The following is a 21,736-nucleotide window of genomic DNA, read 5'->3' as shown; positions in this document are numbered from 1 at the left end:
CTCGCCGCATGGAGGTCCGGATCCCGCGCGCGGGCCGGGCCACCCGGACCCGGTGGCCTCCCGACGAGGCGAACAGGTGTGCCTGCCTCTACCGGCCGCGCCGGAGTTCCACCACAGCGGCCACTTCTTCGGCCACCTCGTCCAACCTCTTCTTGATGTCCTTTTCCCAGATCCTGACGACCTGCCAACCCAGCTCTTCGAGATCCGTCCCGTTTTGCCTGTCCCGTTCGATGTTGCGTTCGATCTTGGCCCGCCAAAATGGCTGGAGCCTGTCCTTCCAGGCGTCGAAATCGTAGCCATGCCAAAAGTTGCCGTCGACGAACACGGCGACCTTGATCCGCGTGAAGACGATGTCCGGCGAGCCGGGCAGGCCTTTGACGTTCTTCCTGAATCTCAGTCCACGCCGGTGGAGGGCTGAACGCAAGGCGAGCTCGGGAGCGGTGTCGCGCTGGCGGACACGGCCCATCAGGGCGCTGCGCTGTTCCCGCGAGAGCTTGTCGGCCATGACGGTAAAATAACGCAGACCGTACAGGACCTCCGAGGGCCGGGAGTCCTGCATGGCGTCGTTCCGGAATGTTCTATAGTCGCAGCCAGTGAGATGATGCCCATGCCCAAACCCATAAATTTCCGAAACCGGAACGGTGACCGGCCTGTGGTCGCCGTCGATCTGTTCTGCGGTGTCGGTGGCCTCACCTACGGTCTCGGCCACGAAGGCGTCCGTGTGGTCGCCGGGTACGATCTCGAGAAGGACTGCAGCTACGCTTTCGAGAAGAACAACCCGGGAGCAGCGTTCCATACGAAGGACGTCACCGAACTCACGGCCCGGGAGTTGGAGGCACACTACCCTCCGGACAGCATCAGGGTGCTGGTCGGCTGCGCACCGTGTCAGCCGTACTCTACAGCTGCCGCGAAGACGAAGATCGGCAAGGAGCAGGCCGAGTTGGAGCAGGAATGGCAGCCGCTACGCGCGTTCCTGGAACTGATTCTCGAAGTGCAGCCCGACGTGGTGAGCATGGAAAACGTCGTGCGGCTCGCCACGAAAGGAAAGTTTCCTGTCTATGCCGAGTTCAAGGCGCGTCTGGAGCAGGCCGGCTACGAGGTCTGCGAGTACAAGGTCTTCGGCCCCGACTACGGTATCCCACAGGCCCGCCGCCGTCTGGTGCTCTTCGCTTCCAAGAGCGGCCGCGTGGAACTGCCCCGGAAGCTCTTCTCGAAGAAGGAGTACCCCACGGCCGGAGCAGTGCTGGAGGGACTCCCTACCCTCGAAAACGGCCAGACGGACCCGCGCGACCCGCTCCATAAGGCTTTCAGACTGGGCGAGAAGAACCTGGCCCGTGCGAAGGCGTCACGCCCAGGAGGAACTTGGGCGGACTGGCACGATGACCTGCGGCTCGCTTGCCACAAGAAACCGAGCGGGGCGACGTACGGGTCCGTCTATGGGCGACTCGACCCCGCCTTCCCGTCCCCGACGATGACCACCCAGTTCTACAACATAGGGACCGGCCGCTTCGTCCATCCGACACAGGACCGGGGACTGAGCCTGCGTGAAGGGGCCCTCCTCCAGACCTTCCCGCAGACTTACGAATTCACGAAGCCGGGCGATGAAATCACGTTTACCAACCAGGGACGGCAGATAGGGAACGCCGTGCCGCCCGTCCTGGGCCAGGTCATCGGACGGGCGATCATGGCCCATCTCGGGCTGGCGGAACTCGACGCCCCGCTCACGTCCCTCTCTGCAACGACTGTCGAACACGTTCAACCCTCGGCAGCGGACGACTGACCAGAGACCGTAACGTCAGCCGGCTATGAGGCCGGTCCCGATCCCAACGTCTTTTCCAGGCGCTCGACCAGCTGGGCGATCTTGCCGACCTTGGTATCGCTTTCCAGATAATCGGCATATCCGGCCTCTGCCTGGGCGATCATCTCGCCGTAGGTCATCACGCGTCCGCCTACGGCCTCCATCGCCTTCAGTGTCCGCTCGTTCGTTTCGCTCGGCCTCTCTCCGACGAGACAGACCGCTCGGATGGCGGGGCTGTGCTGACCGAGCTGTTCCGTGAGGCATTTGTGCAGCGCATTCACGTATTTCTCGATCTGCACGACGAGTTCCATCACGGTGACTTTTCGGTCGAACTTCTTGAGTTCGACGATCACGTGTTCGCCTCCCACCTTCTGAAATCGGATGTCGACCCTCCCTGCGGCTTCTTCCGGGCTGAGCTTCGCGTCTATTCCTTTGAATGCCGTCTTGATCGCTTCCTCTTCGATGGGAGGGATGTTCGTCGCCCTTTCCCATGACGGGTCCAGGAGCCAGAGATGCTCGAAGAGATAGCGCTGAATGATTTTCTCCCTCTCGGTGGGCAGTTTCGCTTTCAACGTCCGGATGACGTCCAACCTGGACTTCACGATCTGGTGGTAATGAGCGGCTTCGAGCTCGTCTACAGACGCGAGGACACGCATGGTGGCGTCGAAGTCCTCCTGTTTGTCGAGCTTGTCCAGAGCGCTCAACGAATCGCGCAGGGCGAGGCGTTCGAAACCCATGATGCTGGCCTTGTAGAGTTCGACCTTGCTCTCGGAGTCGACGAATTTGAAGGTTTCGACCCGTGCGAGCATTTTTTCCGCGACGCGTCTCGTATCGCCCGTGTGCGACGCGAGCCATTCTGCGACCACAGGATTCTGGATGGCCTTCTTCCGTCCGACTTCGAGACGGAGGTCGGTCCACTCACCCTGGATGCGTTTGAGGACGTTCTTCGTGAGGAAATCACGGAGCGCTTCGTAGCGTGGGTCGTCTTCTTTGATGCGTTGACGGTCGCTCGTAACTACATCTTCGAAATCGTCGGCGTCGAGGAAATCCGCGTTGATCTCCCCGACGAGGTAATCAGCGTAGATCCCCGCCTCCTGGAACTGCCGGAGAATGTCTTCGTGGATGAGTTTTTTCCGGGCGAGGAGGACGATGACGTTGTCCTGCTCTTCGATATCGCTGGGCTTCTCCACGGTTCCGATCCATCCCGAGACGGTACCGACGGGATGACCGTCACGGTCCCGGACTTCGGTGGCTTGGATCTCGGCGGTCTTCTCGGCCTGTGTGGCGAGGGCGGCGTAACCGCTGCTCTCTGGACCGAGATACCAGAGGAACTGCACCTTCTTGAAGTAGTCCCGGTCCTCGACGGAAATCGGCGTACCGTCCACCGAGATGACGAAGCTGTCGAGGCCACCCTGCACCGCGAAGCGGCGGGCCAAACGCCGCCTGAGAAAGGCGGCCGTACTGGCCGTCCTCTTCTTCAGATCGCGGAGCTTGATCGTCGTTCCCTCGGCGGCCTCGCAAGGCTCCACGGGCGGCGGGAAATAATCGCTGGCACTGTTCCGGTCCTGGATCGCAGCCCTCACTTCCGGCAGACTCATCTCGAATGCGCTGCACTCGCCGTCCCGGGCCGTATGGACTTCCACGGTTTCGGCGATGGAGAACACGGACAGTTTGCCGATGCCCTTGCGCCCCATCGGGAGTCGCCCTTTGGCGGTCAGGCGCGAGAATGGATTACGGGTGTCGTTCCGCTTGTCGTAGCCGACGTTGAGGAACCGGCTGTTGACCTCGTCGTGGGTCATGCCCACCCCGTCGTCTTTCACCAGGATCTCGTCGTCACCGATGGTGATTTCGATCAGAGTGGCGTCGGCGTCGTAAGCGTTGGCGACCAGTTCCGACAGGACCGCTGGGATGTTGCTGTAGAGGTTGATTCCCAGATGGTTCAAGACGTTGAGGCTGATGGTCATCTTGAACTGATCGGCAGCAGTTTCAGGTGCGGACATGTTCCCTCCGGGATGCACGTGTCCTAGTCGAGCAGTGATTTGGATCTGTGCGACGGCCATTATATCGGCCGAGATCAAAACGCTGGAGCAGTCGGCGACATACAGATCCGCTACCTCCCATCCAAGGGGTCCGCAACGTGGGAAGCCCTTCCTTATGGCGATGCACTGATCCCACTGTGGCCAGGCGCACATGCATCTCCGATTCACCGAAAGGCCCATAGGAAATCCTCTCTCCAACCGTCAGACGACACACTGCGGGCCAGAAATTCGTTGCCTGGCTGCCACGCCGCTCCATCCACCTGAGGCGGCCACTCCTGGCGGCGTGTTCGACGTCACCAAACAGGTCCGCTCCTGGCCAAGGAAAGGTTCAGGCAGGGTTGCCGGTTGCCCATGCCACAGAACCGGGTCTCTCCGCCACCCCCCTGTCCGAGCGTCTCCACTGGGCGGTGGCAGCCGTCTCAGCAAATACAACGCCTGGCCGGCCGCTACGGCACGCTCGAAACGCCTTTCCACCAAAAAATTTCAGCAAAAGGGGGTGGTGCCAGAGTCGAGAGGATGAAACCTTTTCAGCGCCCGATCAGCCTGCCCGTCGCCCAGCTCCTCACGCTGCTGATCCTGATGGGGAACACGACGCCCAAAGAAGTCGTCGAAGCGCGCTTCGAGCGCGCTGCCCGCCACCTGCTGGGTCAGGACATGTACATCGCCGAGGACGAGATCCGCTGCCCTCAGACCGGCCAACTGGTCCGCCACAGCCCGCAGGGCCAGCAGATCCGCCTCCTGCTGGAGGACATCGCCCAGGGCGGTCCGGTGCCCACCGCCCGGAGCCTCGCCGAAGGGGCGAGGCTGATGTCCTTGCAGCGGGACCTCCGGTGCGAGTCGAGAAAGACGCCGACGAGTCTGGAGCAGATCACCCTGGAAAGCGCCATGCTGGACCACACGGCCCGGGTGGTGGTGGGCCTCGATGTGTGCAGCCATCCGGAGTGGACGTGGTGGGACGCCGAGGTGGTGGCCACTTCGGACGTGGGCTGCCAGTGGCTGATTCAGCGGGTCCGTACGGGCGCGCTCTTCGGCAGGCGCTCGGAGCCGGAACAGGGCGGCTACCTATACGGCGAGGATGATGGAGAGCCGTGGATCCTGACGGTCCCGGCCCATGTCAGGACGATACAACAGGTGCAGGCGGCGCTGGCACAGGCGCGGGCACGCGCGGTGGAGCCCTGAGCGGTCGGCACGCCGAAGACAAGACAGCTTGAGAACAGACAGAGCGGCACGCCCCAGGCGCGCCGCTCTGTGCCTTAGACCATCAGATGGCGGACTCCGCGCCGCCAAGGTTCGTCGCCCAGGTCGTCGCCATCGCGCAGCAGTTGCCAGGTGGGGTACGTATCCCAGTGGAAAGCGAGATCAGCGGTCCAGCCGGGAGTGCCGGCGTAGGTGCCGCGCTCGACGTACGTCCAACCCGTGACGCTGGCCGTCCCCAACCGTGAATCGAGTGTGGGTTTTGCACCACCAGCAGCATGGCGCCATACCTGCGCGGCCCAGAGGGGCAGATGGTCGATGCCGACGCTGATCACTCCAGGGACGCCGTCCAGGGTCAGACCGTTTGCGGTGGCCGGTACGATCAGTCCTTCCCCGGCCACCGCGACTGGCTGCACCGGCGCAGCCAGGTCGCCGCGCTTGATCCGCGCTCGCCGCCCGGTGACCGCCTGGCGAATCAGGCCCAGTGGGACGGCAGCCATCGTCGGCAACGCCAGCAGGGCTTGGACCTCGGCCTCGTCGCCGCGCAACGCGTGGTCTGGGCCCCCCAGCAGCGCTGCGAGCGACGAGACCATGTTGAGCTGGGCCTGCTGCAGGGCAGCGCTCTCGATGCGGTGGGCGTGGTTGCTGAGCGCATTCAGGGCGTGAATCTGAGACTGAGTGGGGAACAGCGAAACGGTGTACTCGTGGTTTTGGGGATCGGTCATGGTGGTTCTCCTTATGGCGCAGGCGGCAGCGTGGGGCCGCCGAGGACGAGGGCGCGGTCAATGGTCCGGTGGAGGTAGGTGAGTCCCAGCCCAGCAGGGCGATCCCAGCGCGCGCGCGCCAAGGCGCTAGCGCGCATCAGGCGCGCGATCTGCTCAGGGTTTTGGGTGCCGAAACGTAGCAGCCGGGCCAGCGCGAAGTCGGCCTCCGACGGGCTGATGTAGCCGTCGACATCGCCGTCCAGCAACCGGGCAAGTTTGTGGGCGTTCTTGATGGCGAGCAGCCGAGCCAGCACCTCGGTGTCAGCCAGAGGAAGGGACGGGGCCGGAGAGCCGTGAGCAACTGGAGCGGGAAACGTGCGGCCGTAGACAGCTTGAAGCGCGCCCTGGCGATGTGGAACGGTGGCCAGAGAGCCGGCGAGACGGTGCCCAGTCAAAGCCACGAACCCGGAGTCCAACAACTCCAGGTGTCCGGCACGGCGCCGTCCCAGCGGCAGGTAGCCCCGGACCAGCACGTGCAGCCCAGTACCTGAAATGCTGACCTCGGTGTAGCCGTGGAGTTCCGCAACGAGGTTCATGGCCCACGGGAGCACCTTGCCGTCCCGCAGCGCGCTGTCCAGATCGGCGGCCACCACCCCCAGGTCCAGGCCAAGTACCAGTCCCAGCCCGTCGGCGCGGCCAGCAGACACCAGTGCTGCCGCGTCAGTCAGGCTCAACCAGGTCTCAGTGCGGCGAACGTCCACAGGCTGCAGTTCCCTGTTACTCATCGCGTGCGGCACCTTGCCCAGCCGGCCGTTCCCTCGTGGACGCAGGCAAAACGGCAGATACCGTTGGTGCTCTCTGAGATCTTCTGGAAGGCCGTCAACGTTCAGGGTCATGGCCGCCCCAGCAGCGCCAGGCCACGTCGCCGGATGACGCGCGCCGCGTTGAGATCGGCCTGGGAAGTGTGTCCACAGCCCACGCAGCAAAACGGCTGACCAGAGGCCGGGCGTGGCCCCAGCCGCATGCAGGCGCTGCACGTGCGCGTGGTGTAGGCCGGAGGGACCCGCAGGATCCGCACCCCGTGCTGGGGTGCCAGGGCGTCCAGCCAGGTCAGCCAGGCCACCAGCCCAACGTCCAGCGCGTAGGAGGTGAAGGGGAACCCCCGCTGAGCGAAGCCGCCCCAGGCCACCTGCTCGGTGGCCACCGCGCGGTGTTGCAGCGCGAGGTCCAGCTGCGTCTCGAACAGGGGCAGCAGGCGCAGGAACATAGCCCGTCGGTGCCGCGCGCGCGCCCAGGCTCCGTGGAAAAAGGCGTGGCCGGACAGCCCTGGAGGCGCGAACGAACCCTGAAACGGTCTGGGGGTGAGCGTGTTCAGCGTGCCAGATGCGCAGGCAAACGGATGATGGTAGCCGATGTCGACGCCCAGCACGTCGTCGATCACCCACCGGGGAGCCACGCCGTCGCCGGCGCTGAACGCCCACTCGGCCACCCAGCGCCCGGGCAGGCCGTTCCCGGCCACCCAGCGCAGCACCGTCCGTTCGCGGCTGATCGGCTCTCCAGGCAGCGGCTCAGGAAGGTCGGGCCAGGACCACTCGGCCCACGGTCCGCCGCGCGCGCGCCGAGCCAGCAGTTCTTTGGCCGCACCTCTGTCCCGGTCATCGAGCCAGGCCCGCTCCAGAACGTCATGACGTGCGTGCTCGTGATCCTGCCGGCGCCGCTGACGGCGCAGCAGCGCGGTCCAGTACGGCCCCGGCAGGTACAGATCCGCCGTCACCAGTTCGTTGGGCGAAAGTGGCGCGACCTGCAGTGTGACGGCGTCGCGCAGTTGCACGGCGTTGCCGAGGTGGAGTTCTGGGGCGCGGTCCTGGGGCCACGGACCGGGCAGGGGGCCGTGCGGGCAGCCGCGCCACTCGCGCGCAGTCTCGGCGGCCATCCAGCGCAGCGCGCTGGCCGGTAACACCTGCGCCCAGCCCAGCGCGTCCCGCGCGTAGCGGACCTCGTCTTCGATCTGGGTCAGGGTAGGAAGTGACCGTAGGGGACGCGGCGTGGTCACGGGCAAACTCCCGGCCTGACGGGAAGCGGTGGTCAGCAGTGAGTGGGTGCCCCCGCCGGCGTGGTGGTACAGCCAGGTGGTCAGTGCACTCTGTGCGGCGAGCAGGGTGTCCCACATGAGTTGCAGGCGCGCATGTTGCGCCGGCGATGGGTGAATGCGCGTGGTGAGGCGCAGTGGTGGTTGTGGCATGGAACTCCAAGTGTGGTGAGTGGGTTTTTGCGTTTGCGTTCTGCTCCCGCTGGTGGTTCCCGCTCACGTGCCCTGACGGCGTGTCTTTTTTTCTCTGGCATCCCCCTGGTTCCTAAAAATTTGCTCTTCCGGGCTTTCTTTTGTCTTCCTTCTTCTACAGATGGGGTCAGGCCATCAGCCTGACCCCACTGTTCCCGCCTTCTTCCTTCTGGTCCTCGCCGCCGGACACGGTGTACGCCGCCTACCAGGTCTCAGCGAAATCGAGCGTCACCTTCCACTGCCAGTCCCCCTCGCTCCAGCAACCCTCCAAAGACGCGGACCCCGAATACACGAGCTCGATTTCCTCAGAAGCGACGTGGGTGGACTCGTCGTAGGCCGGCTTGAGCCACAGGGCGTCGTACGCCCAGTCAGGCATACCGATCAGGTCCGCCCGCACCTCCCCGACGCCGTCGATGTGAAGCGTTCCAGGTCCTGCACGCCGCACCAGTCCGGGGCCGGCGATCACGTGGGAAGCGCGGCACTGCGGCAGGCCGTCGACGCCGCGCGCGGCGGCCTGCCTCAACCCACACCGGCATGAGGCGATGGCGTTCTTGAGGACGGCCGGCGGGCACGCCTGAAACAGCGACGTTGCCGCGAGAGCCCTGGCCTCGCCTGCGGCAGAGCGGTCAGCGTGATCCAGTCCGCCCGCCAGCGCGGCGAGGGCCACGTCTTTGCCTTCGGGCGCCAGGGCTGCCTGGTCCATGGTGAGTCGTTCGGCAGAGCGGTGGGCCGCGCCGAGGCGCAGCAAGGTGAGGGTCTGGGCGGCAGTGGGCTACAGCGGCAGCTCGACGAAATGGGCGGTCAGTGGATTTAACATTCTTTTTCCTTGGTGGCCGAGAACAGCAGAGACTGAAACGTCGCTGTCCATCTGGCTGGTGTGAGTAGGGCAAGTGCGTAGGTGGGCAGTTTGGCGACAACTTTTCCTTTCATCTCTCTTTCTTTCCATTCCGGTTGTCCTGGGCTTTTTTTCCTCTTTCCCCGTCTTCGCCGTTTTCGTTGGCTGCCCCCTTCCTGTGTCCACCAAGGCGGGGGCCAGGCATGACGCCTGGCCCCTGTCGCCTTCGCTCTCCTCCTCATCTCCGTGTTGACGCGCACTGGTTTTGCACACCTCAAGCGTCACAGCGACTCACGCGGTCAGACCGGTTCTTCAGCGCGAGTTGCGTCACCCGTTTCTCGGGGGCTACGGAGTGTGGTGTCTCTGCTGGCTGTTGCTGTTGCGCCGCGCGCGTTACGCGGTGTGTGTTTAGTCTCGACAACGATGCGTGGTGTATTCCGGTGCCGCACCTCGCGGTCATCGACACTGTTGTTCGTACACGCCACGTGCTGTCCTACAGCCCCCACTTGTCTGCGCCTCTATGATCGGCGGCGCAGCACCCTGTCCCGTCATCACAACCTCTTGATCCCCTGCGCTCTTCGGGGTTTGTTTCTGCCTCTTTCGAGCGATGTATGTCTCCCCTCCCCCGTGTCCACATCCGTCTTCCAGTCGCCAAACGAACGCATTTGCGGGTCTAGTTTGGGTGGTGCACTGTGCGGTCTGTCTCGGCAGTGCGCGCTGCTCCCGTCGACGCGCCGTGCCGTTACCCACTCCACGTCTGCACTGTGCACCTGCTCAGTTGAGTGACAACGCGTTTGTTCTCACCGTGCCGTGCAGGTGCATCCAGACAGGGGATGACGCCGCCGCATTCGTACTGGTGTGCCTGTCGCTCACCATGCGGCGCCCTATCGCCCGTTTTTCAGTGCGTGGCTGCTGCCGCTTCCCTTGAGAGGCGAACCTGCGTCTAGCATCTCAAAGCGCCTGCATCTGCCTACACCTTTGCGCTGGGCCGGTCCGTTACAGGCCTAAGTTCAGCCGGATGAGGGACGCCCGCGTGGAGGCCCAACGCCTATGAGACCATGAAAGGAAATCTGGAACACAAAGTGCAAGATCCAGCCCGTCTGGGACGGCTTTTCACGAGGAAAATCCAGAAAACAGATCTCCAGGACTGTTCTGATAAGGAAGTTGGCGCAAGCGAGGACTGGAAGGGCGGTGCACGGCTCCCCGTGAGGCGTCCGTACGGCAGGGTGAAGCGCGCAATGGAGTCGGTTTGACCTTATAGATGACCAATATGATTCGCAGTCGGGTGTCGCTGCGCGCGTTGCGAGTTGTGGGCAGATGCGGCGCGTGTCGAACGTGCGTCGTGGCCGTCAGTACCCCGTCGCGTCTCCATACGCCGTCTCAGCTATCGCTGTCCTGCGCACGCCGCCGTGATGGCGGATGATGCACAGTTTATTTCATGGCAAGCAGCGCGGTCTGCTGAGCTGTGTACCTGCGTCATGTGCATTTCGCGTGGCGTCCGCCAGCAGTCGCCGAGTTGTGCACGCCGTATGTGCTGGCCTCTCCCCGACATGTGCGGCGTCACACGTTGCTCCCAGCTTGGATATAAGTCCGATATCTTCCGGATACACATCGGCGCGCCTTCTGCCCAAGAAGACCGGATAGGTGGAAGGGGGCGGCGAGATACACTCGCCGCCCCCTTCGTGGACTCCATCCGCACCGCGCTCCGTCCTACTGGTCAGCGTTCATTCTCTCGATCAGTTCCAGGGCCTCGCGCTGCTGCCAGACCCGCCACCCGGTCAAACACGCGCGCTGAATTGACCAGGGCACTTCCGGCTCAGGCCAGGTGCCGCTGGTGAATTGGCGACGCACCGCCTGGGTATCGGCGAACACGTTCGGCAAAAGATTGCCAAAAAGCGCGTGCCAGTCGGAGGCGTATACCTCCCACCTGCCTTCGTCTCCCACGACGAGACCCGACCTGGGCTGTTCGTGCATCAGCTCAGACCACGTGGCGCAGCGGATCGCGGCCGCGCTGATGGTCAGGCTGGAGTCGAAGTCACGGCAACAGGGGGTATCCAGGGCGGCCAGATGGTACAGGGCGCGGGGCAGAGGCGTGGTCCCCAGCAGCCGTTCGATGTCACAGCGGTTGACCACCCAGTGGCTGTCGACGATCACGTCCTGGTCCTCAATGACGCGCTCGGTGACCGTGAACCGATGAGACCCCGCATCACGCAACGTCAGGTGTTGGGTGCGGGTGGGCGCGGTAGGATCGCGCGCGAGCAGCGTCGCCGGCGGTGTGCTGACCTGGGCCAGCAGCGTCCCGAGCGATCTGGGCGCTGGCTGACCGCTCTGGAGCGGGGTGGGCGGGGTTGGTTTCATGCTTGCCTCCTGGTGGCCGGTGCTGGCCATGCACTGCAGATTGGCACACGGGGGTTCACGTAAATTTCGCCGCAGGCCGGACCGACAGATGCAGGGCAACCACAGGGCATTCAGGTCTCGAAACCCCTGTGATTTTCAGGTGTCAGGAGGCGTCTCTGTGGGGCCAGTACCGCACCGAAGGGATCGCGTTGCCAAATGCCCCGGGGGTGCTGGACAGGGCATTCGCGTCGGTCACACCCTCCCTTGTCCGTGTCGCATATGGCCTGGTGGAACGCGCCGCAGCAGATGCACGAGAGAACCGATTTTCCGCCGCACATATGGCCACAGGGGCGAGCACCGTTTGATACGTTGTCAGCGTGCATTTCGCATTCGATCAAATTTTAGATCTGCTGCCGGCCTGTTTGACGCCCCCAGGGGTTGAGCAGCTGAGGCAGCGCGGTCCTGAAGGCACTGTTGGCTGCAGCTTTGAAAATACCACCAACCACTAAAGAGGCAGAAAACGACATATCTACAATCTATGGTCAGCCACAAGATGGAAGCCCAGGTTGAAGGTATGAACACCCTTTCGGTGCTACAGCCCTCGCTCAATCAGCAGCGAGGGCAGCGCGACGAAGTGCGAGAGGGCATCTCCCAGATACCCTACTTGGGCGTACCACTCGTCGTCGCGCTCGCACATCATCACTGTGCTGGCCATGGCCTGGCAACGCGCCCCGTCACGCAGCAGGGCGTGCAGGCGTCTCAGGGTCCGGTCCTTGTCCAGGCGGGGATCGAAGGCCCGGGTCTGCGCCACCACGCCGCGCGGTGTCCGCAGCGTGTAGTACACCCGGCCGCTCCCGTCTTTCGTGACGGCGGCCCGGAGCTCCAGCGGTCCCCACTGACGGGCATAGCCGTCGACCGCGCGGCGCCCGCCTTCCCCCACCACATCTTTCGCGCTGATCCACAACTGGCCCGGCCCCAGATCCAGGGTAAACGTGACCGTCTCCGGCGGCACGTGGCTGCGGTCCACCGTGAACGGCTCGACGCCGATGGCCTGGAGCCGGGCCATGAACGCTGCCGCCTTGAACGCCGGGTGACAGGCGTGGACGCTGCGCAGCAGGTACAGCTCCTGTCGGGGCCGCGTCAGGGCGACATACAGGGCGCGCGTCGCGTCGTCGTCCTCGCGGGCCCCCTCGTCTAGAACGAACACGACGTCGAACTCGCTGCCCTTGGCCGAGTGGTACGAACTCAGGACCACCTGGCCCCCCGACAGTGGCCGCGCGCTCTCGAGCTTCAGTGCCAGCGCCTCATAGGTCACGTCGCGCAGGTCGGCGGCAGCGGCCAGCAGTGCACCGAAAGCCCGGTCACCGGCGCTGTAGGGCGAGCGCAACTGCTCCAGGGTAGCGGCTGCGTCGGAGGTGACCGTGGTGAGCTGGGCGCGCAACTGCCCCAGCAGGTGGCGCCCGACCAGACTGTTGACGGGCCGCAGGTGGTCGTCACAGTCGTAGCGTTGGCTGGCCAGGCCGCGCTCCCGCAGGCAGTGCTCGACCTCCTCCAGACAGTCCCAGCGCGGCGCGAGGACCGCCACCTCGTGCGGCGCGGTGCCGTCGGCCACCAGCTGCGCCACCCGATCGGCGATGGCCCGCGCCGCGTGGTACCGCACGCCGTAGCGGCCGAAACTTACCCTGCCTGCCTCGGTGCGGACGCTGCGGACGCGCAGGGATCCGGCTTTCAGTCGCCGGTCCGGGGAAAGCGCCACGTCGATGAACGCGTTGGCCGTCTCGACGATGCGGCGCGCGCTGCGGTAGTTGTCGATCAGCCCGACGACCTGCTCCCCGGCCACGCGGTAATCCTGCTGGAACTGCCGGATGAAACGGATGTCGGCTCCCTGGAAGCCGTACAGGTTCTGGTCGTCGTCGCCCACCCCGACCAGGTAACCGGGCTGGTCGTCTTCCGCGCCGTCGGTGCCCCGCTCAAAGCGGGCCAGGCGGGTGATCATCTGGTATTTGAGGTCGTCGACGTCCTGATATTCGTCCACCAGGACGTACTGGTAGGTGGACGGCTGCTCGTCCAGAAACGTGATGGCCTGCTGGAGCAGCCAGGCGTGGGCCGCGTCGCCGATCACGCGCCGGCCACGTTCGTCCACCGCGTCCCGGTCGCTCAGCCCGGTCAACCGCCGGGCCAGACCATGGAACGTCAACACGTCCACCCGGACCCCCAGCGGCCCGATCAGGGCAGCCAGGCGCTCCCGCAGTTCCCCGGCCGCCGTCTTGTTGTAGGCCAGCACCAGCACGCGGTCCGCCGGGACGCCGCGCAGCACCACCAGGTTGGCGACGCGGTGGACCACGGTCCGGGTCTTGCCGCTACCGGGACCGGCGAGTACCAGGATGGCGCGGCTGGTCTCGTCCTCGACCACCTGCCGCTGCGGCTCGCTCAGGCCCTGGAGGATGCGCTGGGCGTACTCGGGAATCTGCGGCACGGCGGCGCTGGCCGGATCGGCGAAGTGCCGCTGACAAAACGCGTCCAGGCTCAGGGTGAAATAATCACGCAGCAACTCCACGCGGCCTGTCTCACGCTCTTCCAGGGCGATCAGGCGCATGGCGTGCAGACGCCGCGTGCGGTCGGCGTAGTGCTGCTCGAGCGGTTTGAAGGCCGCCGGGTTGTACTGCGGCGCCTTGCTTCCCTGGTACTTGCTCCCCTTTTCCAGGTAGAACACGCGGCCCTGCATCTCGTCGCTGCGCGCCACGTCGATGATGCCCAGGGTCTCCAGGGCGAGCAGGCACTCCATGGCGTTGAGTGAACCCGGATGGTCCGGCAGCCGCGCGTCAAGGTCGGCGGCGTTGAGCACGAGGGTATCGCTGTCCGCTTCGCGCAGCGCCGCTTCCAGGACCCCCCACGCCTCCTGCACCACCTCGAAGCGGCCCAGCGCGAAGGCGCTCCAGTGCGCCCGCGCCGGGGCATCTGCCATGGGTTCCAGGCTGGCCTGCCCCCCGGTGATGCGGAAGCGGGCCAGGCCGAGGGCAGCAAACGCCTTCAGGGCCAGCTCCAGTTGCGCGGACTTGCGCCGGGCAGCCAGGTCCTCGCGGATCGCCTGGACGTGCATCCGGCCCAAGTCCGCGTCGGGATGGGCACCGAGTTGCTCGAGCAGCGCGCGCAGGCTGGTCCCGGCCCGGTCCAGGCGGGTGCGGGTGTTCTTGCGGGCGCGCAGGGTCAGGTCGTAACTCCAGCGGGCGTGTCCGGACTTGACCAGTTGCCGCGCGCCCGTCACCACCTTGCCCGGGCGCAGCGCCGCCAGGAGCGCCGCCTCACGGATGTCCAGGGCAACCTCGTCGCCCGGCTGCAACCCCTGGCGTTTCAGGACGCCGAGCAGCCGGCGACCTTCCTCACCCAGATCCCCCTGGCCCCCGGTCAGGCGCAGGTGGATCCGGGCCGGCTGGGTCTCCCCCTCCTTGACCAGCTCGTAGGCCTCCAGGGCGTACAGCGCCACCCGCGCCTGGGTGGTCAGGTCGTCCGGATCTGTCTGCGGCAGCGCGGCGCCGAACTCGAAACTGGACACCCAGCGGCGCGACGGATCTTCCTTCAGACGGTCGCGCACGATGCCCCAGCAGTCGCGCAGGTTCTTGCTGTTGCCGATCCGCGACTGCTTCTCGAACTCGAAGGCGAACTGGAAATCCTGCTCGTCCCAGAACAGCACGGCGCGGCCGGTCTCCCCCGTCTTGCGGGCCACGCGGCCGATCTCCTGCAGGTAGGCCTCGGGCGTACCGGGCGGGTTGGCGTGCAGCACCGTGTGGATGCCCGCCTGGTCGATGCCCATGCCGAACGCGTTGGTGGCCACCACCACGTCCAGTTCCCCGGCCTTGAAGCGTTCCAGGGTCTGCTGTTTGCGTTTCGGGGAGAGGCCGCCGTGGAAAGGCTCGGACCGCATGTCGCTGCCGAGCTGCTCGGCGTACGTCTCGGCCTGTTTGCGCGAGCGCACGTAGACGATACAGACGCCCTGACCACGCGTGACGAGCAGCCGCTGCCGGATGGCGGCCAGCCGCTCGCTCAGGGGCAGGCGCACCATCTCGGTCGTGATCTCCCCGCGCCACTGGAACGGGGCCGACGCCGGCACGCACTGCATGGGCCGCCCCAGGACTGGCCCCAGCGCGCCGACCAGCTTGGTTTCGAGGTCCTCGCACACCCGCGTGGTGGCGGTCGCGGTGACCAGGCCCAGCAGCGGGGGCGGCGCACCGTGGTGGATCTCGGCGACCGCGCGCGCGATCCGCAGGAAATCGGGGCGGAAGTCCATGCCCCACTGGCTGAAGGTGTGGGCCTCGTCGAGCATCCACAGGGCTGGCCGTCGGTGCGAGAGCAGGCGCTGCATACCTGGGTTGCGCAGGCGTTCGGGGCTGATGTACAGCAGGTCGACGCGGCCCTCCCACACCCCGTCCACCACGGCGCGCTGCTCGTCCGGGGACTGGTTGCCAGTCAGGTAGGCCACCCGCTCGGCGTAGTCGGGCAGCTGCACGCGCAGGTTGAGGACCTGGTCTTCCATCAGTGCCGTCAGGGGACACACCACCACCGTCAGCGCGCGCCGCAGCCGGCTGAGCAGCAGAGCGGGGAACTGGAACGTCAAACTCTTGCCTCCCCCGGTCGGCAGCAGGCCTAGCGGCACCACCTCGCCGGCCAGCAGCGTCTGCACGATCTCGAGCTGACCGTCGCGGAAGGCGTAGTCCGGTCCATAGATGGCACGGAGTTCGGCAGTCAGGGCCGCCGGCGACGTGTCCAGCGGGCCGAGTGAGGCTTCGGCCTCCAGGAACGTCGGGAACGTGAACTCCACCCACACCGGGCGGCGGTGGCTGGGGTCATGCTGTTTCAGGCACCAGTGCAGGAAAACGGCGGCGCCCAGGTTCTCGATCCTGCCGGCAGGCAGGCAGGTGAGGTATGTCCGCAGCGCCTGCGCCCGCGCCTCGCCCAGCTCGGCTTCCACCGCCGTCCAGTCGTCCGGCCCCTCGGGCAGCAGGTCCCTCAGGGTGCCGACCGGAAGCAGGCGCCGGGCCCAGTGCCGAACCACGCCGGGCAGGCCCGGGGCGTCGTGCACCGCGTCTGCCGCCACCTGCAGGGACTCGCGGCAGTCGGCCACCGGGTCGTTGGCAGTCTGCGTCTGGCGGTAGAGCTTTTCCAGCGCCTGACTGGGCCGTCCCGGCCACACCAGGGCGGCGAGTTCCAGGGTATCGAGCAGACGACCCTCGTCCAGGACCACCGGCTCCCCGACGAGCTTGCTCAATTCCGGCAGATCGAAGCGGCGCAGGTTGTGCCCGACCAGCAGCGGCACGTTGCGCACCACATGGGCGATGTCCAGCAACTGGGCCGGCCCGAACGCCTGGGCATGTTCACCGTAGACGAGCGCGCCGTTGCGGAACCCCTCGGGGCCGAACTCCAGGTCGATCGCGACGGCAGACAGGGGGGCCACTGGCCTGTTGTATCAGGAAAAATCTGACAGGGAGCGCACATTCACAACTCTTTGGTCAGAGCAATCCTCCCGAAGACGGCTTCTACAGGCTGCGCTCTGCCCTTACGGACAGATCGAATTTTCTGCTGATACACCGTCAACCAAAAAGCGGCTGTGCCCGACGTGACCGGCGCATTCTCATGCATGCCGTGTTCTCCTGGTCAGGTCTTGGAGACCCTGCAATTGCGCGGTTTACAGCTCGGATTGATGGTCTACGGCGACAAACCATCGCTCTAATACATCTTCGGTGTTCCGGCCAGGGCCAGCGACTTGCTCGCCATTCCCGATCCGCCTGCGACACTCCGGGCCTCCCAGGGATTTCAAGGAGCCAGTGGGGGATTTGGTGCTTCACTCCTTCGGTGCCGCATACCGCATTGCGGGCAGCGGATGCTTTCAGGACCGCCTATCCTGACGACGCGCGACCGCAATCCTGTCGGAGAGTTTCTCAGGGACGCCGAGACCGTGATCTTCGGAACGGATCCGCATCCCGCTAACTACAGCCAAAATCTACAGAGTTCTACAGCGCTCCCGGTACTACCAACATTTCTATCTCCGACCAACGATTTCAATGGCGTTCTGGAATCGTCCATCTGGACCTCTACAATGTCGCCATGCCCCCGAGCAAATCCCGGAGTGTTCCGCAACTCCCGGCCCCGGAAGGAAACAGCGGCTACGACGAGCTGAATCTGGGCCGACTGGCCCTGATTAGCGGCCAGAAGACCATCCCAGCTAACCTGCAACGCTGGCAGAAGCAGGCCCTGACCCCAGACGGACGCCCCGTGATCGTCACCTGCACCGTGCCTGCCGATCAGGTGGTGCCGCACGGCCTGGACAACGACTTCATGGTTGGCCTGCTCAATCTCTGCTTCGAGGCCGGGCTGCCCGACGGTCCCTTCAGCGTGTCGGCCTACGCGCTGCTCAAGACCTCGGGGCTGCCGGACTCCGCGCAGTACTACCGGTCTCTCCAGGAGAGCTTGATCCGGCTCAACAAGGCCTCCTACACCATTGACGAGGGCTGGTACGCGAGTGGGACGCAGACCTGGACCACCCAATCGTTCGCCCAGCTCAGCTACTTGTCGTACGTGCGCTCCAAAGCAGGAATTCGCGGCACCAGCGTGATCACGGTGCAGCTCGCGCCTCCCATCATGGAAAGCTTGCGTGCGGGTTACATCAAGCCGCTGGATGTAGAGTTCTACCGCTCGCTGAGCCAGCCGCTGGTGCGGGCGGTGTATCGGCAGCTCGACGCACTGCATTTCGACGAGCGCACGGCCAACGGTCTGGTTACCGAAATCAGCGCGCCGCTGATGGCGTGGAGCAGCCGGCTGGGGCTGACGAGTGACCGGACGGACAACCTGTCGCGCACCCTGGCACCAGCGCATAGGGAGCTGCTTGCGCGCGGCTACATCGCCGAGGCTGAGATTACCGGACGCGGCCGCGACAAGATCGTGCGGTACGTGTTCGGGCCGCCGCCGGAGAGTGGGTATCCGCACCTCGCGGCACTGCTCAGCGAGCGAGGGGTCAAGCAGGGCGTGGCGGTCCGCCTGTCAACCGTGTTTCCAGAGCGCATCGAAGAAGCCGCGCGTCGGTTCGACCACTACCTCAGAGTCAGCACCCGGCCCGTGGTGAATCGGGGCGGACTGATGGTGGCGATGGTTCAGCGCCCTGAGGATTTCGCCGACCTCCCCACTCACCAGGCTGCTCCAAAACCCACACCGGCCGCGCGGGCGAAATCCAGCCGACGTGAACAGCAGGATTTGGAGGCCAAAGACGCGGAAGACCAGGCGCGCATTGCGGCCCTAAAAGGTCAGGAACTGGTGGACTGGGCGATGCGGCAGCTCACGCTACTGGGCGTTCTCAAGCGGCTTCCGCTGCAACAGCGGGCTCCGTTGGGAGAGGCCCTTCATGCTGGAACGCTTGACGCCCGTCAGCTGATTCAGCAGGCCACACGCGCCCTGTCAGGTGGATCGCCTGCCATGGAAGCTTTGATCGAGGACCTCCAGAACCATCTGAACGGTTCCCGTAGTTTCCGAGGGGCTGAGCCCGCCGCTCTTCCCGTAGTTTCTGAGTAAACAGATGGAAAAGCTGGGCTGGGATGCTGATTTTTATGATCAGGTGGCCATCCCGTAGTTTCTGAGGAAGGTCTAGACATTCTTCCCTCGTATTCCCGTAGTTTCTGAGGAGATGCCGGGATGTCATGTTTGGTATCTCCCGTAGTTTCCGAGGAAACTATAGGGTTTCGCTCCCGTAGTTTCCGAGGGGAGAAGGCAAAGGAGGCAGTGGGCCATCCCGTAGTTTCCGAGGGGAGAAGGCCGCTCTTCCCGTAGTTTCTGAGGAATTGAGGTAGATTTCTCCCGTAGTTTCTGAGGATTTCTGAACGAGAATACGCGCTAGCACAGCATAAATGGGAAGTCTCTGATGATGATTTCATCATTTTTTTTATCTTTTAAATCACTAAAAAGAACATCAAAGCAGGACAACACCCATAATCGAAGCGCAGTGAATGAATTGGCCTGCGAGGTCAGGTGATCCGGCAGTACTCGCCTTATCGCCAAGGTGATCATTAGGATGCGCCAACGGCTCGGCCAGAGCGACAGTGTCCAGCGCCCACCCGTTCCCTTTAGTTCTCGCCCCCTTGCACGGCTGCCCAGCCCCGATGCTGATCCCTGAACGCCTTGAAGGCGAGGCCACGTTTTGGAAGTCATCCCTGCCGAAGCGGCGCGAGGAGGCCTGCACGAGGTGCGCCATCTGTGGGGCGGCGGGGAGCTTCTGCCGGGGCATGCGGTCATCTTAAAGCGTGCCAAGTGATCCTGCCGACGATGATGTGGCGTCATCAGGCGGAGGGGAGCAGTCAACCATGGAGTCATCACCATCTATGCAAAACTGGAACACTCCCACACCAGCCTCCACGATTTCGGCACAACACCGCGCAGACTGACAACTCCTGGACCAAATACACCCCGTCAAATCAAAATTCAGCCTGCACGTGAGCTTCGGAAAAACTGCGAAATCGGGCAGGCCCAGAGGGAAATGTGAACGCAGCCGAGACCTTTTTGAGCAATCAGTATCTTGTGCACCACCCACTCGAATTACGGCGAACCGACTATCCTTCGCAAAGGTCGGGTGCGCTCGCTGCCCAGTGGCGAAAGAAGGGTTGGATGGCTGTGGAATACCGCGGACGAGTCCGGGTGTATCACGGCGCGGAGTCACCTCGCCCCCTAGCACAGGCGACAGAATCACACCTGTTGTCGCTCAAGGTAGGGGACGACACGCTCAAGGCCCTGAATGGCACGCTGCGCCGTGCCCTGTTCGTCGCCGGCTACACGCAGCGCGGCGCAGACAAGTACACGATGTTCGCGAGTCATGACGGACGCACCCATCCGAGTGGCGTCAAGTGGGTGAAGCTGTACCACCACCGGACCTGGACATGGACTTTCGAATTTCAGGGCGACGACTGCTGGTTCGTTCCGCGGCCCACATGGACCAAGGTGACGGAGCAACCGGCCGAACGGGCCGCCGTATTCCTGGGAAGTCGTTTCAAGGATGACGTCTGGACGGTCGTGGATCCTTACACCGGGGAAATGTGGACGAACCTGACTGCCCAGGCCATCCGTGAAGCGGATTCGCTCTCGGCTCCCCGCTTCCGAATCATCTACCGCTCCCGCACGAACTCTGACGAACGCTTACCGACGATCACGGAGATCCACAAGGCCGTGCAAGGTGAGCCGGTCTTCGCCCAGATCGCTGATCTGACGCAACCGAGACAGCTCAGCGATGCTGAAGCACTTGAAGTGGACTCTCCGCGCCTAGTCATCGGCGACACGGAGATCGCCCACCGGAAAGACACCATTCAACAGGGCGTGCACCGGAAACCAGATCGTCCAGTACGGCTGGTGGCCGTTTTGCCTGCAGATGATTCCGACGCCCGTACCGCTCTGGTTTACCGGTTCGGGCCAGCCACAGCGATCAAGAAATTGAGTGGTCCTTTCCCCATCATCTGGGTGTCCGGGGTGTGGGACACCAAGTGGGGACTGAAGGAATCTGCACCGCTATGCTGGGTGAAAAAGCCGATGACGTACGACCCCGGCACGGGGGAACTGTCGCATCCGGACAGGCTGACCCATGAGGCAGCTCTCGCCTTCCAGGAAGGCCAGACGCTGGTCACCGTCACGGTCCTGCCGAGACAGCCGCTCTCCCACGGTGCGATGACGAGTCTTCGGGCTGCCGTGCAACCGTTCAACCATGTGCTCGTTGTGGGTGAAGCTTATTTCCTTGACGAGAAGGGGCAGGAAGAGAAAAAACGTTGCTGGGGCGTGGTCACCCGGCTCGCCTTGAAGGTCCTGCGGGCGGCGGGCGGCCTTCCCTACACGCTCAAACCTCTGCCCGGAACGACATCGGGCACCTACTATCTCGGCTTGGACCTCAGCAACCACCACCGCGAGAACCGGAGCGTGCTGGCCATGGTGCTCGTCAACTGGTCTGGAGACGTTATCGGGAAGCGGGTCGTGCCCTTGGAGGAGAACAACGAACGCATCCCCACCCACCTGCTGACAGAGGTGCTTCCCGCTTGGATGAAAGAACTCTCAGAGATCAGGGAGCATGGCCCGCTTCCACAGGTGGACGCTCTTCACCCGACCCGTCTGATCGTCCATCGGGACGGGCAATTCATGGCTGGAGAGGCAGAGGAGTTGAAAGAAGCGTTCGCGCATCTGCAGCAACTCGACTTGGTCGCAGTGAGCAAGAGTTCGTCGCTACGGGTTCAGCTTCCTTCGGCCGAGCCGAGAGTGCTGCCGCTGAGTGAGGGAAGGGCGGCCATCTTCAGCGCAGCTGCGCTCGAAGGGCTCACCAAACCACTGGAGATTCGGGTCATCGGCGACACAGACCTGTTACAAGCCGCCGTGCAGGTGCTGTGGCTCTCGAAGATGCGGACCGATGAACTTTACCTTCCTGGACGGTTGCCACTCACTACCTTTCTCGCGGACAAAATCGCCGGTCTGACTTGAGGATGCACCTGTCGAGCGGACTTCACAGGTCTGACACGGCGCAGGGCTGACATTCGAAGG

Annotated in this window: 13 protein-coding genes; 4 read left to right on the top strand and 9 right to left on the bottom strand. The window is 64.3% G+C overall.

What is annotated here, in order from left to right:
* Window positions 1-88 precede the first annotated feature (88 nt).
* Window positions 89-505 (bottom strand): very short patch repair endonuclease, encoded by a 417-nt coding sequence (locus DAAJ005_RS00230; RefSeq protein WP_151845332.1) that lies wholly within the window; start codon window positions 503-505, stop codon window positions 89-91.
* 147 nt (window positions 506-652) lie between these two features.
* Between DAAJ005_RS00230 and DAAJ005_RS00225 the strand changes: the two genes are divergently transcribed.
* Window positions 653-1,780: a DNA cytosine methyltransferase gene (locus DAAJ005_RS00225; protein ID WP_226342325.1), complete on the top strand. Its 1,128-nt coding sequence runs from the start codon at window positions 653-655 to the stop codon at window positions 1,778-1,780.
* A 23-nt stretch (window positions 1,781-1,803) separates the two neighbouring features.
* Here DAAJ005_RS00225 and DAAJ005_RS00220 read toward each other — a convergent pair whose 3' ends face one another.
* Entirely contained in the window at window positions 1,804-3,798 is a 1,995-nt protein-coding gene (locus DAAJ005_RS00220) for an ATP-binding protein (protein WP_192930680.1), read from the bottom strand.
* Window positions 3,799-4,353: 555 nt separating this feature from the next.
* Between DAAJ005_RS00220 and DAAJ005_RS00215 the strand changes: the two genes are divergently transcribed.
* Window positions 4,354-5,016: a hypothetical protein gene (locus DAAJ005_RS00215; RefSeq protein WP_151845330.1), complete on the top strand. Its 663-nt coding sequence runs from the start codon at window positions 4,354-4,356 to the stop codon at window positions 5,014-5,016.
* Between the two features lie 74 nt (window positions 5,017-5,090).
* Here DAAJ005_RS00215 and DAAJ005_RS00210 read toward each other — a convergent pair whose 3' ends face one another.
* The 6 genes from DAAJ005_RS00210 to DAAJ005_RS00185 all read right to left on the bottom strand — a co-directional run bounded on the left by DAAJ005_RS00210 (window position 5,091) and on the right by DAAJ005_RS00185 (window position 16,637).
* Complete coding sequence (locus DAAJ005_RS00210) at window positions 5,091-5,756, bottom strand: hypothetical protein (protein WP_151845329.1); 666 nt, start codon at window positions 5,754-5,756, stop codon at window positions 5,091-5,093.
* Window positions 5,757-5,767: 11 nt separating this feature from the next.
* Entirely contained in the window at window positions 5,768-6,631 is an 864-nt protein-coding gene (locus tag DAAJ005_RS00205) for a hypothetical protein (RefSeq protein ID WP_151845328.1), read from the bottom strand.
* On the bottom strand, window positions 6,628-7,977 hold the full coding sequence (locus DAAJ005_RS00200) for a zinc ribbon domain-containing protein (RefSeq protein ID WP_151845327.1): 1,350 nt from the start codon (window positions 7,975-7,977) through the stop codon (window positions 6,628-6,630). The genes DAAJ005_RS00205 and DAAJ005_RS00200 overlap by 4 nt, the downstream gene beginning before the upstream one ends.
* Window positions 7,978-8,218: 241 nt before the next feature.
* Complete coding sequence (locus DAAJ005_RS00195) at window positions 8,219-8,764, bottom strand: hypothetical protein (RefSeq protein WP_151845326.1); 546 nt, start codon at window positions 8,762-8,764, stop codon at window positions 8,219-8,221.
* 1,797 nt (window positions 8,765-10,561) lie between these two features.
* Window positions 10,562-11,209, bottom strand: coding sequence for a hypothetical protein (locus DAAJ005_RS00190; RefSeq protein ID WP_151845325.1), 648 nt, complete (start codon window positions 11,207-11,209; stop codon window positions 10,562-10,564).
* A gap of 571 nt (window positions 11,210-11,780) precedes the next feature.
* Window positions 11,781-16,637 carry a UvrD-helicase domain-containing protein gene (locus tag DAAJ005_RS00185; RefSeq protein WP_151845324.1) on the bottom strand — a complete coding sequence of 1,619 codons (4,857 nt, stop codon included), beginning with the start codon at window positions 16,635-16,637 and terminating at the stop codon, window positions 11,781-11,783.
* 650 nt (window positions 16,638-17,287) lie between these two features.
* On the opposite strand from DAAJ005_RS00185, the gene DAAJ005_RS00180 reads away from it, so the two are divergent.
* Window positions 17,288-18,745: a replication initiator protein A gene (locus DAAJ005_RS00180; protein ID WP_151845323.1), complete on the top strand. Its 1,458-nt coding sequence runs from the start codon at window positions 17,288-17,290 to the stop codon at window positions 18,743-18,745.
* A 318-nt stretch (window positions 18,746-19,063) separates the two neighbouring features.
* On the opposite strand, the gene DAAJ005_RS00175 is transcribed toward DAAJ005_RS00180, so the two are convergent.
* The gene (locus DAAJ005_RS00175; RefSeq protein ID WP_151845322.1) at window positions 19,064-19,378 is read right to left on the bottom strand and encodes a hypothetical protein; all 315 of its coding nucleotides are present in this window, start codon (window positions 19,376-19,378) and stop codon (window positions 19,064-19,066) included.
* Window positions 19,379-19,918: 540 nt separating this feature from the next.
* On the opposite strand from DAAJ005_RS00175, the gene DAAJ005_RS00170 reads away from it, so the two are divergent.
* Window positions 19,919-21,676 (top strand): hypothetical protein, encoded by a 1,758-nt coding sequence (locus DAAJ005_RS00170; protein WP_151845321.1) that lies wholly within the window; start codon window positions 19,919-19,921, stop codon window positions 21,674-21,676.
* Window positions 21,677-21,736: the final 60 nt, after the last annotated feature.

Source organism: Deinococcus sp. AJ005 (assembly GCF_009017495.1).
Taxonomy (GTDB): domain Bacteria; phylum Deinococcota; class Deinococci; order Deinococcales; family Deinococcaceae; genus Deinococcus.
Note: the sequence above shows the minus strand (reverse complement) of the source record. Positions and strands in the feature narration are given on the sequence as shown.

Excerpts from the sequence above, each read along its gene's own strand:
- DAAJ005_RS00230 (WP_151845332.1), bottom strand. The coding sequence starts at position 505 with ATGGCCGACAAGCTCTCGCGGGAACAGCGCAGCGCCCTGATGGGCCGT.
- DAAJ005_RS00220 (WP_192930680.1), bottom strand. The coding sequence starts at position 3,798 with ATGTCCGCACCTGAAACTGCTGCCGATCAGTTCAAGATGACCATCAGC.
- DAAJ005_RS00215 (WP_151845330.1), top strand. The coding sequence starts at position 4,354 with ATGAAACCTTTTCAGCGCCCGATCAGCCTGCCCGTCGCCCAGCTCCTC.
- DAAJ005_RS00210 (WP_151845329.1), bottom strand. The coding sequence starts at position 5,756 with ATGACCGATCCCCAAAACCACGAGTACACCGTTTCGCTGTTCCCCACT.
- DAAJ005_RS00205 (WP_151845328.1), bottom strand. The coding sequence starts at position 6,631 with ATGACCCTGAACGTTGACGGCCTTCCAGAAGATCTCAGAGAGCACCAA.
- DAAJ005_RS00200 (WP_151845327.1), bottom strand. The coding sequence starts at position 7,977 with ATGCCACAACCACCACTGCGCCTCACCACGCGCATTCACCCATCGCCG.
- DAAJ005_RS00190 (WP_151845325.1), bottom strand. The coding sequence starts at position 11,209 with ATGAAACCAACCCCGCCCACCCCGCTCCAGAGCGGTCAGCCAGCGCCC.
- DAAJ005_RS00180 (WP_151845323.1), top strand. The coding sequence starts at position 17,288 with ATGCCCCCGAGCAAATCCCGGAGTGTTCCGCAACTCCCGGCCCCGGAA.
- DAAJ005_RS00175 (WP_151845322.1), bottom strand. The coding sequence starts at position 19,378 with ATGACTTCCAAAACGTGGCCTCGCCTTCAAGGCGTTCAGGGATCAGCA.